The following is a 17,037-nucleotide window of genomic DNA, read 5'->3' on the forward strand; positions in this document are numbered from 1 at the left end:
CTTAAGTCTGGAAAATAAATTAAAGCATTTCAGAGGTAGTCTTGGCTTGCATATGAAGGACAAGATAGTCAGGTCCGCCTGCTTTTGAGTCGGTTCCGGACATGTTAAATCCTCCAAATGGCTGATAGCCTACAATCGCCCCTGTACATCCGCGGTTGAAGTAAAGGTTTCCTACATGGAAATCTTCTCTCGCCTGCTCGATATGGTCACGGTTATTTGTAATGACCGCGCCAGTCAAACCGTACTCGGTGTTGTTCGCAATTTCAAGCGCTTCGTTGAAATCCTTCGCTTTCGCAATGGCTACGAATGGACCGAAGATTTCTTCCTGCATAATGCGCGATTTCGGATCGGCATCCGCCACAACCGTCGGCTGAATGAAGTATCCGGTGGAGCTGTCTCCTTCTCCGCCTGAAAGAAGACGCCCTTCGCCTCGTCCGATTTCTACGTACTCCATGATTTTGTCAAATGCAGACTGATCAATGACAGGGCCCATGAATGCTGTACCGTCAGTAGTATCCCCGACCTTTAGTTCCTTTGTCAATTCAACGACGCGGTCTACGACTTGATCATAAACATCCTCGACGATGACTGCACGGGAGCATGCAGAGCATTTTTGTCCGGAGAACCCAAAAGCAGACTTCACGATTGATTGGGCTGCCAATTCAAGATCCGCCTCTTTATCCACAACTATCGTGTCCTTTCCGCCCATCTCAGCAATCACCCGCTTCAGCCAGGTTTGACCTTCGCTCAGCTTGGATGCACGTTCATAAATACGCAAGCCGACATCACGGGACCCTGTGAAGGAAATAAAACGCGTGCGCGGGTGATCGACCAAATAGTCTCCAACCTCGGCTCCGCTTCCAGGGATGTAGTTGACTGCACCTTTCGGAAGACCTGCTTCTTCCAGAACTTCTATGAATTTAGCTGCCACAACCGGGGTCGTGGAAGCTGGTTTTAATAGCACCGTGTTGCCCGTTACAAGAGCCGCTACCGTCGTACCCGCCATAATGGCAAAGGCAAAGTTCCATGGAGAGATGACAACACCTACACCAAGAGGGATATAGCTGTAGCGGTTGTATTCGCCCGGACGGCTTTCCACCGGCTGGCCGTCTTTCAGCTTCAGCATTTGACGTGCATAATACTCCATAAAATCAATGGCTTCAGCCGTATCAGCATCCGCTTCATTCCATGGCTTTCCTGCTTCTTTTAATAAAAGCGCTGAAAACTCATGTTTGCGGCGGCGTACAATGGCAGCAGCACGGAAAAGAATGTCTGCACGCACTTCCGGCTTCGTCTTGCGCCATGTTTTAAACGCTTCATCAGCAGCCTGCATCGCTTTCTCGGCGATGTCGCGGTTTGCTTTTGAAACCCGTCCGATTACCTCATCTTTTTTTGCTGGATTTATCGAAACGATTTTCTCATCTGTGGAGATGCGCTCCCCATTCACAATCAAATCGTAATCTTTCCCAAGATAGGATTCTACTGTTGCCAATCCTTCCTCGAATCCGCGTTTATTCGAATCTACCGAAAAATCTGTAAACGGTTCATGCTTGTAAGGTAATACCATTAAAATACGCCTCCTTATTAAAATAAAACGGTTACAAATCTATTTTAACTGATAATTCCTAACCATACAAACATAGAAAGGATTCTATCAATTTTATTTTACTGGAAAACTGCAGCTGATAGGCAGGATATCTTTAAAGGCATCTGAATTGGCTGATCGTTTCGTTAAATGATGCTCCTTCGTTCAGAAGCATGCACGGTGGTTTTGACTCGCCTGGCGGTTTATAGTCAAGGGCAGCCGCCGCGGACAAAGAGAGATTGATTCTTGCAGCCGGACACAATCATCAGACAGAACCTTCGCGGAGAGACAAAAGAACATGTGAAGCGGATCCCCGCCCGGACGCCCTGAATCTTTGTGCCAACCATGTCGAATCTTCCCGAAAAATCGATATCCGTTTCGTTTCCGTCGATATAGTGGTGAAATCCACCGATATATCTCAAATAGCACCGATATATCTCAAATAGCACCGATATAATCAAAAAATGGATCGATATAACCAATCCAAGAAGACCGCCTAAGCATTTACTAAGTGGACTCGCCTGTTTTACCCCTTTGCCATACCAGAATGGCTGCTCATTTCACTAATTCGAAGCCTAAAACGGAAAATTCAACGCATAAACTGCCTGCAAAGAGCGCTTTTATAAATCTTAACTAGCTAGAGATGAGTTTGGTTATCAAACACATACTGAATTGGTCATTTTCCATGTAAAAATTCCAGAGCGAATCTGACAGATGTGGGCGAGCAAGGGAACGAGTCTAAGGAATTCAAAAAAGCTTTTACGCATGAGCTTTAACTATATTAAGTTTAATAAATAAAGAGGATAGCAGCCCCCAAAAAATAGCCTAGGAAAAATCGGTCAGGCTTACTGTTCCATCAGCGCCACCTGCATCACGACTCGAGGATTGTTCGGAAATCCCCCCCCTATAACCATCGCAAAGGAGTAAGACTTAACAGCCTCTTTACATGGAGCTGTTCAAGCAGGCCGGATACTCCTCCTTCAGGATGCTCATTCGAAGCCTATCGATGAATACCCCATTTCTTAGGCGGTCCTGCCTTAATCTCCCTTCCTCTTTATAGCCCATTCTCTTATAGGATTTGATAGCCCTAAAGTTGTCTGCTTCTACTCTAAGCCATACTTTGTTCAGCTTTAGCTCATAAAATCCGTATTCAAGCATCTCTTTCATAGCCGCTAATCCGTAGCCCTTCCCCCAGCAGCCTTTGTCTCCGATGACGATCCCCAGCTCTGCATGGCGATTGAGAGCATCGATATGTTTAAAGTCTATCCAGCCAATGTGTTTGCCTGATACTGTGATAATGGCCTTTTGGTCATAGCCATTTGTTTTGGTGATGCAGAGCCTGATCCATTCCTCTGTCTCCTTTTTGCTGAACGGCGGATACCGGTCCGGCATATTCAAATAGGCTGTTACTTCCTGATCGAGGCACCATTGATAGCGGTCCTCCGCATCTTCAGGTTCCAGTTCTCTAAGCTTGACACCAGGCAGTTGAGCATCCATTGTTCCATCCCCTTTCTTAATGGTAAAAAAAGGACCAAATCCCGGTGGATCTGGTCCTTTCCTCTTTAATAGAAAACTTTAGTGATTACTTAAAAATATGCGTAACTGGCTTCTCATCCCCGGCCTTTCGGACAATCAGGGCTTCCTGGCCGCTGGTGGAGGTGATGTTAACTTCCAGATCAATGTAGTCCTGCGGAAAGTATTGGCTGATTTTTTGATTGACGAATTGAGTGAGGGCGATCACTTCAGCTTTCCCATAAAATTGCATAGGAATTTCAATTTTGAGTGATTTCATTTCATCATCTTTGTAATGAGCTTTGCCGATTACACCTGTGTAATTTGGAAAGTAATCTCCTATATCTTCTTTAAAGCGCTCGAACGTATCTGCATCCTCCGGCTTTTGCTGGTTGGCTTCAGGTGATGGGAAGAATTGATAGCTTTCATTAATGTCTTTCCACCCCTCCAGGCTGCTGCTTCCGGCTTTCGCTTCGGTTTGCGCGATAAATTCTCCCGGAACAATTGAGGATTTTGGTGCCTGCTTATACAGGGCCACCCGGATCGGAACGTCTGCGATTTCCTTATTTTCTCTGGCCTGCTTGACAATCTCTGCAGCAATTCTCTCGCCTTCCTGACGGATTTTCGCATCATCAAGGGCTGTTTCCCTGGCGTAATCATTTTCCTTGTAATAGTGGACGGAATTAAGCGCCACGCCTATAACAACGCCGCTGATTTTAACCGTTTTCTCATCCACTTTTTTCAGGTAATTCTGCTCGAGTACGCTCGCAAGGTATTTAGGTGTATCTGTTGCGTTAAGATCCGTGATCGCAGGGTTCAAGCCAGTATTTTTATACTCTTGCTTATTTTTCTTTGCTTCATCCTGCTTCGTTTTAAGCGCGGCTCCATCATATTTATACCGAAGCCAGCCGCGCACCTGATCCTCCGTCAAATACTGGCCTTCCTGGTAATAAAAATCCTGGTCAGAGGGAAACGATTCCTGGGCAAAATCCATCAGCCCGGTTTCAAATTTATCCAGATCAAGCCTTGTATTCAAATTGTCAGCTGTCAGACCTCTTGCCTTCCCTGGTTCAAAGGGCAATATCACACTGTAGTCCGAGTCCGATGTACTTTTAGGAATAATCGCCTTTTTTTCCTGGCTGTCCGTTTCCTGAACGACTTCGTTATCATCGCCAAAGCTGGGGGCGCATGCACTTAGCATGCTGCACGCCACCAGTACGGCTATCCATTTTTTCAAATAATGCCACTCCCTGCTCTCCTATTTCTTTAGTGCTTCTATCATTTTTGATTCATCCCAGACCTCTATGCCGAGCTCTTCCGCTTTTGACAGCTTGCTTCCGGCCGCTTCCCCTGCAATGACAAGATCTGTGCTTTTGCTTACGCTTCCGGTTACTTTTCCGCCCAATGCTTCAATCTCAGCTTTCGCGTCATTTCGGCTTAGCTGTTCAAGCTTTCCTGTAAGAACAACGGTTTTGCCCGCAAAGTAAGAGTCCATTTCTTCCGGTGCTGCAAGCTTCGGCCCTTTATAGGCCATGTTCACCTCATGGCTTTTCAGCTCGTCCATAAGCTGAATGACCTCAGGTTTTTCAAAATAGGTGACAACGGCATCCGCCATTTTATCGCCAATTTCATTAATGGCGAGCAGATCTTCCCGGCTTGCTTCCATAAGACGGTCCATGCTTTCAAAGTGTTGAGCCAGGGTTTTCGCCGCCTTGGAACCTACGTGGCGGATCCCGAGCCCGAATAAAAGCTTTTCAAGCGAATTTTCTTTTGATTTGGCAATGGCTTTCAGCAGATTTTCGGTGGATTTTTCCCCCATCCGTTCAAGTGCAAGAAGCTGATCCCTTGTCAGCTCATACAAATCGGCTACATCGGTAATCAAGCCTTCCTTGAAAAGCTGGGCAATGACCCGCTCCCCGAGTCCGTCAATGTTCATGGCATTCCTTGAAACAAAATGGATGAGCCCTTCTCTCAGCTGAGCCGGGCACATCGGGTTGATGCACCTTAGCGCCACTTCCCCTTCCATTCGGACAAGCCCGCTTCCGCATTCCGGACATTCCTTTGGCATCAGGAACTCTTCTTCATCACCCGTGCGCTGATCGGCCAGAACATTGACCACTTCAGGAATAATGTCGCCTGCCTTTTTCACAATCACATAATCTCCAAGCCGGATATCCTTTTCCCTGATTAAATCCTCATTATGAAGGGATGCACGCTGAACAGTGGTCCCGGCTACACGGACCGGTTCCAGAATGGCTGTCGGTGTTATGACTCCCGTCCGGCCTACATTCAGCTCAATATCAAGAAGCTTTGTCATCACTTCTTCGGCAGGAAATTTATAGGCAATCGCCCAGCGGGGACTTTTGGATGTAAAGCCAAGCTGCTGCTGCTGGCTGATTGCATCGACTTTAATGACCACCCCATCGATTTCATAGGGCAGAGAGCTGCGCTGCTCCTGTATGGCATGAAGAAGATCAATGGCTTCATCGATGCTTCCGCAGTTTTTTCTTTCATGGTTTGTTTTGAACCCAAGTTCATCGAGCAGATCGAGACCTTCGCTTTGTCTTTCCACACCGATTTCTTCAAGCTCTCCAATACCATAGACGAAAATATCAAGATTTCGTTTCGCTGCAATTTTCGGGTCAAGCTGTCTCAGAGAGCCTGCTGCTGCATTGCGCGGGTTTGCAAACGGTTCTTCCTGCAGCTCGATTTTTTTCTCATTGAGGCGTTCGAATGATCTTTTGGGCATAAATGCTTCACCTCTGACCTCAATGGAGAGGGCTTTGCTGAGTCTGAGAGGAATGGAGCGGATCGTCCGGAGATTATCTGTTATATCTTCTCCGATTGAGCCGTCCCCTCTGGTTGCGCCCTGAACAAAAACGCCGTTTTCGTAGCGGAGTGAGACGGCCAGACCATCAATCTTTAATTCCACTACATATTGAACGTCATCACCTGCGCTTTGGCGGACACGCCGGTCATAATCCCGTAGATCCTGGTCATTAAACGCATTGCCGAGGCTCAGCATCGGTGTTTTATGTTCAACCTTGCTGAAGCCCTCTAAAATATCTCCCCCAACCCGCTGGGTAGGTGAATCAGGCGTTTTCAGCTCCGGATGCTGCTCCTCCAGATGAATGAGCTCATGAAGGCGCTCATCATATTCCGCATCAGGCACACTTGGCTTGTCCAGAACGTGGTATTCATAATTGTACCGGTTTAAAAGCTCATGCAGCTCCTGAACCCTTTTCTGGGATGATTGATAATCGGTCATAATCCCAACCCTTTCCTAAAGCATCCTGATTACACTTTTTTGATCGGTGCGAATGCCGCCAGCAGACGTTTGATGCCGACAGGACTCGGAAATGCAATATCAAGCTCCTTGCTGTCTCCATCCCCTTTTACGCTGACAACTGTACCGGTGCCCCACTTTTTGTGCTCGGCTTTATCCCCGACACCCCAGGCGAAGCCTTCTCCGCCTGTGGAGGCCTTAACCGGACGCTTGACCTGGGCCATACGCTGGCGGTCCCGCTTTGTGTTTCCAAACGGTGTCGTCATCGCTTTTATGTTCTCGTTTAGGTTTTCCAATAATTCCTCTGGTATTTCCGCAATAAAGCGGGATTCCGGATTCATGTTTGTCCGGCCGAAAAGTGTACGCATTTGCGCGTTCGTCAAATACAGTTCCTCTTCCGCTCTCGTGATCCCTACGTAGGCGAGACGGCGCTCTTCCTCCATCTCCCCTTCTTCCATTAGAGAACGGCTGTGAGGGAACACCCCCTCCTCCATTCCCATCAGGAATACAACAGGAAATTCAAGCCCTTTTGCGGAGTGAAGAGTCATGAGAACAACAGCATCCTGCTGCTCCTGTTCCTCTTCGCTGAGCGAGTCGATATCAGCGATCAGAGCAAGGTCGGTCAGGAAAGAAACAAGACTTTTATCCTCATTGTTTTTCTCGAAATTCTGGGTAACCGACAGGAACTCATCGATATTTTCCAGACGGCTTTGCGCTTCGATGCTTTTTTCCGTCTTCAGCATTTCTCTATAACCGGATCTTTCGAGGATTTCTTCCGTCAGCTCTGTAACTGACAGATAGTCCTGCATGCCGGAAAGATTTCGGATCAAGTCTCTGAACTCCGCCAGAGCATTGGCCGCCTTAGCCGGAAGTCCGATAAAATCTGCTTCATGTGATGCCTGGTACATAGAGAGGTCATTATTGGCTGCATAAGCGGCTACCCGATCCAGGGAGGTCGCGCCAATTCCCCTTTTCGGTACATTCACAATCCTTGCGAAACTGATGTCATCATCTGGATTGGCGATCATTCTTAAATAGGCCAGCAAGTCCTTAATCTCTTTTCTGTCATAGAACTTGATGCCTCCGACAATTTGGTATTGAATGTTTGATTTTAGGAGGATTTCCTCCATGACCCGGGACTGGGCATTTGTCCTGTAAAGAATGGCACAGTCGGAAAACTTTCTCTTCCCCTGATCGTAGAGTTCCTTTATTTTCCCGGCTACAAACTGTCCTTCGGCAGACTCGCTGTCAGCCCGGTAGTATACGAGCTTGGGCCCATCCTGATTTTCGGTCCACAGGTTCTTCGGCTTCCGGTTGGAATTGTTCTGAATCACTTCGTTGGCGGCATTCAGTATCCGCTTCGTGGAACGGTAATTCTGCTCAAGCATAATGACTTCCGCATTCGGATAATCTTTTTCAAAGGAAAGGATGTTTGAAATATCCGCACCGCGCCATGCATAGATCGACTGATCGGAATCCCCTACCACACAAAGATTCCGGAAGCGCGACGCCATCATTTTCACAAGCAGATACTGTGCCCTGTTCGTATCCTGATACTCATCCACGTGAATGAATTGAAATTTCCGCTGATAAAACTCAAGCACCTCCGGAACCCTTTCAAACAGCCGGATGGTTGTCATAATCAGGTCATCAAAATCAAGCGACTGATTCTTAAGGAGCTTTTTCTGATAATCACTGTATATATCGCTTACGATCTGCTCAAATATGCCGCCTGTCTGGGACTTTGCATATTCTTCCGCATCAATCAATTCATTTTTCGCACTGGAAATGGATCCGAGAATCGCTCTGGGGTCATATTTCTTCGGGTCAAGATTCCGCTCTTTAAGAATGGATTTCACGACCGATAATTGATCCGCCGAGTCCAGAATTGAAAAATTCCGGTTGACTCCGATCCGGTCAATATCTCTCCTTAAAATCCTTACGCACATAGAGTGAAAGGTCGAGATCCAAATATCATCTGCTCCTGGACCAAGCAGACGGCCGATCCGGTCTTTCATTTCCCGCGCTGCCTTATTCGTAAATGTAAGAGCAAGAATGTTCCATGGCGCAACCCGTTTTTCGGCCATTAAATAGGCGATCCGATGGGTGAGCACCCTTGTTTTTCCGCTTCCCGCACCTGCCATAATCAAAAGCGGGCCATCTGTTGCTTTTACAGCTCTCGCTTGCTCTTCATTTAATCCATTTACTAGCTGCTGTGCTATAAAATCCACTTTTTCCACCGCCTAACCAAACGTATGTTCTTTCTACTATAGTATCGATAACCTGTCCTTTTTGCAATCAGCTTTTTACAGCACCGACTGTTAGCAGGGCCGCTTTTAAATCATCATAAATGACATTTCCTACAATGATTGTATCTGCAAATTGTGCCATTTCAGAAGCTTTTTCAGGAGTCGTAATTCCTCCGCCGTAAAATAGCTTCGTGGTGCCGAGCACAGAGCGTACCTCCCGGACCCATTCCGGATCCCCGTAAGCTCCGCTGTATTCCATGTAAAAGACCGGCAGATGGAACATATTCTCTGCCATTCTCGCGTACGCCTTTACATCCTCAAGCCCGATGGACGCATCTGCATCAGCAACCTCTGCGGCCTTACAGGCAGGATTTAAGATGCAGTAGCCTTCCACCAGCATTTCATTCCAGTCCATCAGCTCGCCAAATTCCTTAACAGCCTCTTTGTGCAGATTGACAATCCACTTCGGATCGCGGCTGTTAAAAACCGTCGGGATAAAATAAAGATCAAATCCCGGAACGATTGCTTCCAAGGAGGAAACCTCCAGCACACAAGGCACGAGATATCTTCTTACCCGCGCCATTAAATTCAGGATTTCTTCCTCTTCCAATGAATCGCTTCCGCCAATAATGACCGCATCCGTCCCTGATTCGCAGATCTTCTCCAATGCCTCGTCCGAGATTTGCTTTTCCGGGTCCAGCTTAAACGCGTGGCGCCATTCTTTTACATCGTACATCATGTACGCCTCCCTTTTAACCATTTCATTATTATATCAAAATTACCATGGATGAACACCTATCGGAAGGGACTCCCCGTACACTCTTGCAGGCCAGTTTAGACGCTCACGTTTTTGAAAACCGAAGCTCAGGCACGGCGCCAGGAAAGTGTCTGTCCTTCTCATAAGCAGTAAAGCCCCTGCAAGCAAAAAAGACACCTCAGCGGGTGTCTTTTATGATTCGTTCGGTTGTTTATGGATGCGCTCAAGCGCCATTGTGTACGCGTCGTTCCCGTAATTCAGGCAGCGCTTTACACGTGAAATCGTTGCCGTGCTCGCTCCTGTTTCTGTCTCAATTTTATGATACGTAAATCCCTCACGAAGCATCCTTGCGACTTCCAGCCGCTGGGCAAGAGACTGAATTTCATTTACGGTGCACAGATCATCAAAAAAGCGGTAGCACTCGTCCATGTTTTTCAGGGAGAGCACTGATTCAAATAATTGGTCAAGCTCTTTGCCGCGCAGTTTATCAATTTGCATGCAGTCATTCTCCTTTTTAAGAAATTATCTATGGCATTGTCATGTGTAAGGTTTTTTTAGAAAAACAGTCGACTTATAACATTATTCGTTTCACTTTCTTATTTTAACGCATTATCGACGGAAAGAGTATCGTTTTTTTCTTCACATCAAAAATCCCGCGCGGTGTAATCCGCACATACGGCAAATGGGTCGATGAGAGGAAAAACAGGGTATAGACCGGGTCTTCAAACGGATAGCCTCTTTCTTTAAGGCATTCATGAAATTCTGTATATTGGCGGGCCATTTCCGGCAGCGGGGCAACGGAGGCTGTTCCGTTTAATTCCAGCGGCATTTCAAAAACCGTCCGGCCGTTCTCAAACACCGTAATCCCCCCGCCGATTTCGACCATCTGCTTCCAGGCGGCAATCATGTCTTCTTTATTTTTTCCAATCAGCAAAATATCCCCTGTTGCGGAAAATGAGCTTGCGAGCCCCTTTACATTTCCAAACCCTTTCAAAACGGTGTTGATTCTCCAGTTTCCTTCCCTGTCAATCAATGCAAGGAAAGCTTCGTCCTGATTATCCGGCAATTCGTCTGCAGCCAGATCCAGGCTGACGGAGTATGGCTGGATAATCACTCCGTTAACCATGTGAAGCCCAAGCGGCATGGAAAACTGGAGGTCATCCATCGTCAGACCCCAGTTGGCTGTGAGAGGGGCAAACCCCAGATCATGCCATGGCAAATCCGTTTTATCTTTTTGCAGATCCGCGTTTTCCCACTTAAGCCACTCGCCCTTTGCCATTACATGGACCGGATTCGGCTCTGCCGGATCTTCCAAAAAGTTCAAGGTTGCATACCGGCCGGCTGTCACGGAACCGAGTAAATGGTCCAAACCATAATAACGGGCAATGTTAAAGCTTGCCATATGATACGCGTCAATCGGGTCTATACCTTCTTCAAGAGCCATTTTTATTAATGGATTGGTCACGCCGTCCGTGTAAAATGCAGGTGTCGCTCCATCAGTTGTGAAAAATAAGTGATCATAGGAAGCGATCGGCAGCTCCTTTATTTCTTTTAGAAGCTTTGGCAAATCAGGACGGATGGACGAGTGCCTTAAGGCAACCGTATATCCGGCAAGCAGTCTTGAATAAACCTCTTTTCCGGACATCGCCTCATGGTCGGCATCCACTCCGAACAGCTTCATTTTCGTCAGCGTCTGTTCAGATGCTCCCGGGAAATGCCCTTCCACCCGCTTGCGTTTCTTTTTCGCCTCCTGAATCCGGTCGAGCATCAAATCATCACCTGCAGCGAGGGACGGCCATCCCGTCAGCTCCCCTCCCTGTAAGACACAGTCTTGGTCGAGCCAATCGGAAACCCGGTCAGGGGAAAGAATGAAATCCTCCTCCGCCACTTCAGATTGCAGATCAAAGCGGGCCCACCAATAATGATGGTAAGGCTGATGGTGGAAGTGTTTCAGCAAAGTAAGCGCTTTCTTTTGGTCTTTTTGAAAAAGCAGATTTAAATTATCGCTAATTAGAGCGGTTGTCCCATACTGGGCCGCATAGCGTGACAGGGTCTGGGGATTATATAACTGAAAAGGATGGGCATGCGGCTCTATGTATCCAGGAACAATGTAAAGCCCGCTGCACTCCGTAACTTCTGTCTGATCGATTCTTTCAGGCATCCTGTCTCCTATATAAACAATGCGGTCATCATAAATCCAGATGTTTCCCCGGATCCATTGTTTGAGGTAGGAATGTAAGATCGAAGCGTTTTTTAAAAGCTTCGTCGGTGCAGCCAACCCGTCTATGACATCTACATGCATTCGGATTTGGTGGTTCTTCCATACAGACCTATTTTCCGGCATCGATGAATCCTCCTTCTGGAACGATTAGGCAAACGCTTTCATAATTAGCTGGGTGCGCTCTTAATTTCCCTTTTCATGTTAACACAATTAGCACGTTACTGCATGAAAGAACCAGACATTTTAAAAACTTTCCACAATTTAAGGAGGACTCCAGTTGATCAGACCCAATATCGGCATTGTCAATGCCCTCGTCCGCATTACTGTTGGTTTAACACTTGTAGCCATTGCTTCCGCGAAATTCTCGAAAAAGCCCTGGAGAGAATCCCTCATCCTGCTGATTATGCTCGGCGCTATGAAGGTGGGCGAAGGAATTTTGCGATTCTGCCCCCTTACCCTTCTATACGACCAAGCGAAAGAAAATACCAGCAGCCAGGATGGGGAAGCGGATACGTACAACCCTTCCTGAGTTCAGGCCCTTTCTGCATTGAGGTGATCAATTATGAATTTTTTCCTGGAATATATAAGGGACATGTTTTTTGTCTATGCTTCCGTCATTGGAGGAATTGTAGCGCTTGTGTTTGTTTTTGTACGGCGGAAGCGGCGGGTTAGGTAGTGTAACTAAAAAAGAACGAAGGGAATTTTCCCCTCGTTCTTTTTAGATGGTTAGCTTATGCGCCAGCCTTAACGGTTTGCTTCCAGACACCGTTCTCGTCCTGCCACTTAATGATCATTGTGCCGCCTGTTTCAGTTAAATAAAAGGTTTGGCTTGCATTAGCAATTAATTCGCCGGATTCCGCTCCCTTTGTATATTCCACGTATACTTTAAATTCGTTGTTGTTAGTTATTCTCCATACCCGGTCCCCTTCTTGGATATCTAAATCAGGGTGAGCATCTTTGAAAGCCTGTGACTGGCCGTCTTGAATATAAGTGAGGTTTAGGTTTTTAACAACCAATTCTGCATCAAATACATCTGGCTGATTTTCAGTGCTGATTGCATCAAGCTCTTCCTGGGTCATTGCACTTTTCCCATCGGTACCAGCTTCTACCTCGTTAGCAGCCCGCTCAAGCTCAGCCACTTTGTCGTTTGCTTTTTTGACTTCTTCATTTGCACGCTCTGCTTCGGATTTGTTAGCTTCGTTTTCTTCAACTAGTGCATCGTAATTAGCTTGAAGGGCTGATAGTTGATTTTCAAGAACCTGAATTTGACCATTAAGATCGTCAATACTTGCATTCGCTGCAGCAAGGCCTACTTTTAATTGAGAAATTTCCCCATTAGCCGTTTCAAGATCTGCTTCCAATTGAGCTTTAGTTGATAGTAAAGCATCTCTTTCAGCTGTCAGTTTCTCATTTTTTGTCGTCAAAAGGGATTTTTCAGCTTCAAGATCGTTAATCATTGTTTTCGCATCTACAATTTTACCATTCGCATTGGTTAGCTTTCCAGTTGCATCAGCCTTAATCAATCCGATTTTTTCAAGCAATTTAGCTTCTGCAGCATCATACGCTACAACCTTATCTTTTAGTTCAATAAGCTGATTTTTCACATTATCGATTGTTTGACCGCCATTGAACGTAACACCTACTGCCGTTACCGCCAGAGACCCAGCTAATAAAACCGATGCCGCTTTCCCAGATAAAATAGCCATTTTTAATTTCCTCCTAGTAATATCATATTTTTATAGTTTTAACCTTTTTCCGTTAATCAATGAATTCAGCAACTGTTTAAGAGGTATGTAGGTTTACCTTTTAATCTCAGCCTCCTTCTTGCGTTCTTATTAAAGAACTTTCAAATTGAGTATAAGTCGGATTAACTAAACGATAAAGGTCTAAAAATAGGCATATTTTCGTTTTTAAGAACGTTTTTTGATACTTTCCTCCCGTTTTCTCTCCTTTTCTTATAATTTCAATTATTTACCCTAAATTTTATAAAGAACAAAATCTGTTAGATATTAATTTAGAAGGAATTGGTGATTTCATAAAAGTGGAGATTGCATGTGAAATCTTCCTCAATGTAGAAACTAATAACCCTTAACTATCCTAAAGAATTTTCCGAATAGTCCGATATACCTAATATACAAGTAGGTATTTAGAGGAGGTTTTACGTATGGCGATTAAACAGGTTTTAAGTGCACACGCAGTCTTAACTGCTTTAGAAACACATTTGGCCATGATTGAATTTAATCTGGAGAAAGAAGTGATCTGGGTGAACAGCAGCTTTGCTTCGGCACTCGGTTATTTGCCTGAAGAGATGACCGGAATGAAGCACATGCAATTTTGCACGGCAGACTTTCACAGCAGTCAGGAGTATGAGGGATTATGGGCGAATTTAAAAAAGGGGGTAAAGTTCCAGGAAAAGATTGAGCGGGTAAGCAAGAACGGCAGCCTTCTATGGTTTGAGGCAACGTATATCCCAGTTGCAAACGAAGATGGTGACGTCACAGCTGTTTTAAAAATAGCAACAGATATTACTGAACAGGAAAACAAGACCGTAAAGATTATTACGGATTTGAAGAGGATGCCGGAGGAGCTGGTAGATCTGGTCGTTGCTAATACAAATCAAAGCATTGAGGCTGTGCAGGCTCTGAAAAAACAAACACGCTTAATCAGCGAGACGTCCAAAACCATCAGCCATATTTCATCTCAGACCAATATGGTTGCTTTGAACGCGGCGATTGAAGCAGCACGCGTCGGCCAGCATGGAAAGGGCTTTAAAGTAGTGGCAGATGAAATTCGCAGACTGTCTACAAATGTGGATGAAGCCATCGGAAAAGTGAATGCAAACGTGGAACACATCACAAGTGAAACAGAAAAAGTCAGCGGCATCGCAGACAGCCTTCAAGAGATTATTAAGGAAACGAAAACGAAATTTTCCGCAACCATTAGTCAATTCGAAGGAACGGCTTAATAGAAAAGTTTATTCTGGCATCAGTTGAATTTTGCTGGACCGCTGCTGCCCAACTTTTTTCTGCGATGAAAAAAGGGTGAATTGAATGCGGTTCTTTACCTATAAAAGAAATAACGGAGGCTTTATCCCCCCTATCCTTTTCAGCCTGCAAGTTAACATTAACAAACACATTACAGGATTTACCACACCTGAGCCTTTCCTCCAAACTAACCACCTCGGTTAATTGTTAATAGAACAGAAAAGAAGTACTCAGAGCAATGCTCTGGGCACTTCTTTCTCCGTACCTTTTTTGGAGATTCCTTTTGTCGGTTGCCCGGCTTTGCCTCCGTCCCCCGCTCTGCTAAAGCACTAAATCTCTGACCCCACTCTGATTGGCACCTTGCAGGGGAAAGGATTGCAGGCTCCCGCCTCCGTCCCTGATTTTGCTGAAAAATGGGGTCGGAGGCTGCCTCCGACCCCCATTATGTCTACTAGTTTTGCTCCGTCCCCATCCTATTGGATGTGCTGCAGGAGAAAGGCTGAGAGAGACGGCTGCCTCTGTCCCCCAGCGCTTTACCTCGATGGGGGCCGGAGGAAGGGATAGGCACCTAACCTAACCCGGCATCACTGCCCCGCCTAAAAGAAATAGCAGCTTTACAAATGCGATTACCCAATCCGACTTTGAAGCCCCTCAGCTGGATGAAACCTCTGCAAAGGAAGCGAGCGGATTGCTGACTTTTCCGAATTCCGAAGCATGCGGCCGGTCTTCTCCGTCTGCATACCCGTAATCCACCATCCTGTTCCGGTTGAGGCAGAGCTTGGTCAGCGCCGGTGTGAAAAAGTTAAACAGCCGGAACCGTTCCTCGAGCTGGGGAAATTTCTTTTGGTAGTCTTGAATAGCTTTTGCGAGAAGCGCCCAGAATTCGTGTTCACTGATCAGCTCCCGTTTGACCATTGCATTCGAAACGTAGCGCAGATGGCAGACGAATAACCCTGTAAAAATGAACTGGGTCAGTCCCTCCGGCGGCTCGCTTCTCAGCACCTTTTTCAGTTCTCCTGAAAGGGCTGCAAGCTCTGGAAATGGCTGGTCACTGATATTTACATCATCTACAAAATCTTTAACAGCCAGACGATGAGGTGCATAGTCCTTCAAAACGAGAATCGTATTCTGGCCGTGCGGAGAAAAGACCGTTCCATACTGATACAAATAGTGAAGCAGCGGAGGCATGACGGTCTGATAAAATTGATCCAGCCATTGCGCCGGCTGCAATCCCGATTTTTGGATCAGACTTTCGATAAATGGCTTCCCGTTTTCATCTTCATAAGTCAGGGCTGCAAGGGTAATGGCACGTTCGTCCTTTTCAAGGTATGTGTAAATACTCTCCCGCCAAATCGTGCCAAGCATTTCGAGATACTGATACGGGGCTTTTTCCAGCCTGCTGTAGAGACTGTGATCGACATTGATGCTTGCAATCTCCCCCGGAAGGATGACTCGGCATTCGTCCCGCAAAAAGGGATCGCGGTCAGCAATTCCTTTTATATGCTCCGTAATTTCTGGAGCAATGACGGTTCTTTCAGCCGGAAGCCCTCTGTAAACAAGCGTGTTCAGGATGCTCATCGGCAGTTTTACATGGTGCCGGCGCTGATCCGTTGTGTTCGAAAACGTTCGGATGGACTGCTGCGGCAAATACGTGTCCGTTCCTTCCCCGAGAAAGACAATCTGATTGAATGCTAAATCTTCTGCGAATTGCTGAATAATCACATTATTCCATTGCCATTCATGTACCGGCATATAGAAGTACTGACAAGACTCAAGCCCTTTTTCAGCCAGATGCTGATGAAATTTCTGCCACACAGCCTCATCCAGCTCTTGTTCAAGCAGCCGGCTGCAGTTTAAGCCTTTCACCGCCTGGAAGCGGGCTCTTGTTTTCCGGACAGCGATCCACAATAGCTTTGTTTCCCGCTTCTGCTCGGGAGCATATTTCAAGTAATCTTCATAATCAAAGCCAATTCTTCCTTTATTGTATGTAATCCACGGATGCCCGGTCATTTCGCCCTCCAGCTCTTCGTACGGAAGCTCTGTCAGCTCATCGGATGTTTTCGCTTGGGCTAAAAGGTGAACATCGGCCAGAAGCGTGCTCTGGAATTCCTTGGTAAGGTGTCCACACGTTTCTGCAGACATCCCGATAAGAGGCTTTAAATCCAGCAAAAGCTCTGTGGCACTAACCTTTTCCCCACCCCCGTTCCCGCAATGGACCTCTATTGAATCCGGCTGAATGTCATAGCTGTCGAAAAGGCGCTGATACCCGGTAAAGCGATAGAATTTCGTTTCAGAAACCGGCAGCTTAAAGAGCAGCTTTCCTTCTTTTTCTTCCTGTTCAGGCTGTATCATGTCTTCGTACATATACTCTGCAAACATTTTTGCCGCAAGACGTTTATTCGCCTTTTCCCAGGCGTCTCTATGCAGGACTTTTTCCATTGTA

General features: G+C 46.3%; 13 protein-coding genes. 3 read left to right on the plus strand and 10 right to left on the minus strand.

The genetic code is table 11. The features are described 5' to 3' along the window. Positions 1-19 precede the first annotated feature (19 nt). From pruA to ACQCV8_RS12040, 8 genes are all read right to left on the minus strand, one after another. Positions 20-1,567 carry an L-glutamate gamma-semialdehyde dehydrogenase gene (gene pruA / locus ACQCV8_RS12005; protein ID WP_426844868.1) on the minus strand — a complete coding sequence of 516 codons (1,548 nt, stop codon included), beginning with the start codon at positions 1,565-1,567 and terminating at the stop codon, positions 20-22. Between the two features lie 960 nt (positions 1,568-2,527). Then, positions 2,528-3,082, minus strand: coding sequence for a GNAT family N-acetyltransferase (locus tag ACQCV8_RS12010; protein ID WP_426844869.1), 555 nt, complete (start codon positions 3,080-3,082; stop codon positions 2,528-2,530). 85 nt (positions 3,083-3,167) lie between these two features. Then, complete coding sequence (locus ACQCV8_RS12015) at positions 3,168-4,298, minus strand: CamS family sex pheromone protein (RefSeq protein WP_426844910.1); 1,131 nt, start codon at positions 4,296-4,298, stop codon at positions 3,168-3,170. Between the two features lie 57 nt (positions 4,299-4,355). Beyond that, on the minus strand, positions 4,356-6,365 hold the full coding sequence (ligA, locus tag ACQCV8_RS12020) for an NAD-dependent DNA ligase LigA (RefSeq protein WP_426844870.1): 2,010 nt from the start codon (positions 6,363-6,365) through the stop codon (positions 4,356-4,358). Positions 6,366-6,394: 29 nt separating this feature from the next. Beyond that, entirely contained in the window at positions 6,395-8,614 is a 2,220-nt protein-coding gene (gene pcrA, locus ACQCV8_RS12025; RefSeq protein ID WP_426844871.1) for a DNA helicase PcrA, read from the minus strand. A 67-nt stretch (positions 8,615-8,681) separates the two neighbouring features. Next, on the minus strand, positions 8,682-9,368 hold the full coding sequence (locus ACQCV8_RS12030; RefSeq protein ID WP_426844911.1) for a heptaprenylglyceryl phosphate synthase: 687 nt from the start codon (positions 9,366-9,368) through the stop codon (positions 8,682-8,684). A 213-nt stretch (positions 9,369-9,581) separates the two neighbouring features. Beyond that, complete coding sequence (locus ACQCV8_RS12035) at positions 9,582-9,887, minus strand: YerC/YecD family TrpR-related protein (protein ID WP_426844872.1); 306 nt, start codon at positions 9,885-9,887, stop codon at positions 9,582-9,584. A gap of 103 nt (positions 9,888-9,990) precedes the next feature. Beyond that, positions 9,991-11,733, minus strand: coding sequence for an adenine deaminase C-terminal domain-containing protein (locus ACQCV8_RS12040; protein ID WP_426844873.1), 1,743 nt, complete (start codon positions 11,731-11,733; stop codon positions 9,991-9,993). Between the two features lie 154 nt (positions 11,734-11,887). Here ACQCV8_RS12040 and ACQCV8_RS12045 point away from each other — a divergent pair, with 154 nt between their 5' ends. Further along, positions 11,888-12,139 (plus strand): YgaP family membrane protein, encoded by a 252-nt coding sequence (locus ACQCV8_RS12045; protein WP_426844874.1) that lies wholly within the window; start codon positions 11,888-11,890, stop codon positions 12,137-12,139. 33 nt (positions 12,140-12,172) lie between these two features. Next, entirely contained in the window at positions 12,173-12,286 is a 114-nt protein-coding gene (locus tag ACQCV8_RS12050) for an EYxxD motif small membrane protein (RefSeq protein ID WP_426844875.1), read from the plus strand. A 55-nt stretch (positions 12,287-12,341) separates the two neighbouring features. Here the strand turns inward: ACQCV8_RS12050 and ACQCV8_RS12055 are convergent, their stop codons facing one another. After that, positions 12,342-13,316, minus strand: a complete 975-nt coding sequence (locus ACQCV8_RS12055) for a hypothetical protein (RefSeq protein ID WP_426844876.1) — start codon at positions 13,314-13,316, stop codon at positions 12,342-12,344. Between the two features lie 458 nt (positions 13,317-13,774). Here ACQCV8_RS12055 and ACQCV8_RS12060 point away from each other — a divergent pair, with 458 nt between their 5' ends. Then, positions 13,775-14,575: a methyl-accepting chemotaxis protein gene (locus tag ACQCV8_RS12060; protein ID WP_426844877.1), complete on the plus strand. Its 801-nt coding sequence runs from the start codon at positions 13,775-13,777 to the stop codon at positions 14,573-14,575. 670 nt (positions 14,576-15,245) lie between these two features. On the opposite strand, the gene ACQCV8_RS12065 is transcribed toward ACQCV8_RS12060, so the two are convergent. Then, the gene (locus ACQCV8_RS12065; protein WP_426844878.1) at positions 15,246-17,033 is read right to left on the minus strand and encodes an IucA/IucC family protein; all 1,788 of its coding nucleotides are present in this window, start codon (positions 17,031-17,033) and stop codon (positions 15,246-15,248) included. Positions 17,034-17,037: the final 4 nt, after the last annotated feature.

It is taken from the genome of Metabacillus sp. 84 (assembly GCF_050107715.1).
In the GTDB taxonomy this organism is placed as follows: Bacteria; Bacillota; Bacilli; order Bacillales; family Bacillaceae; genus Metabacillus_B.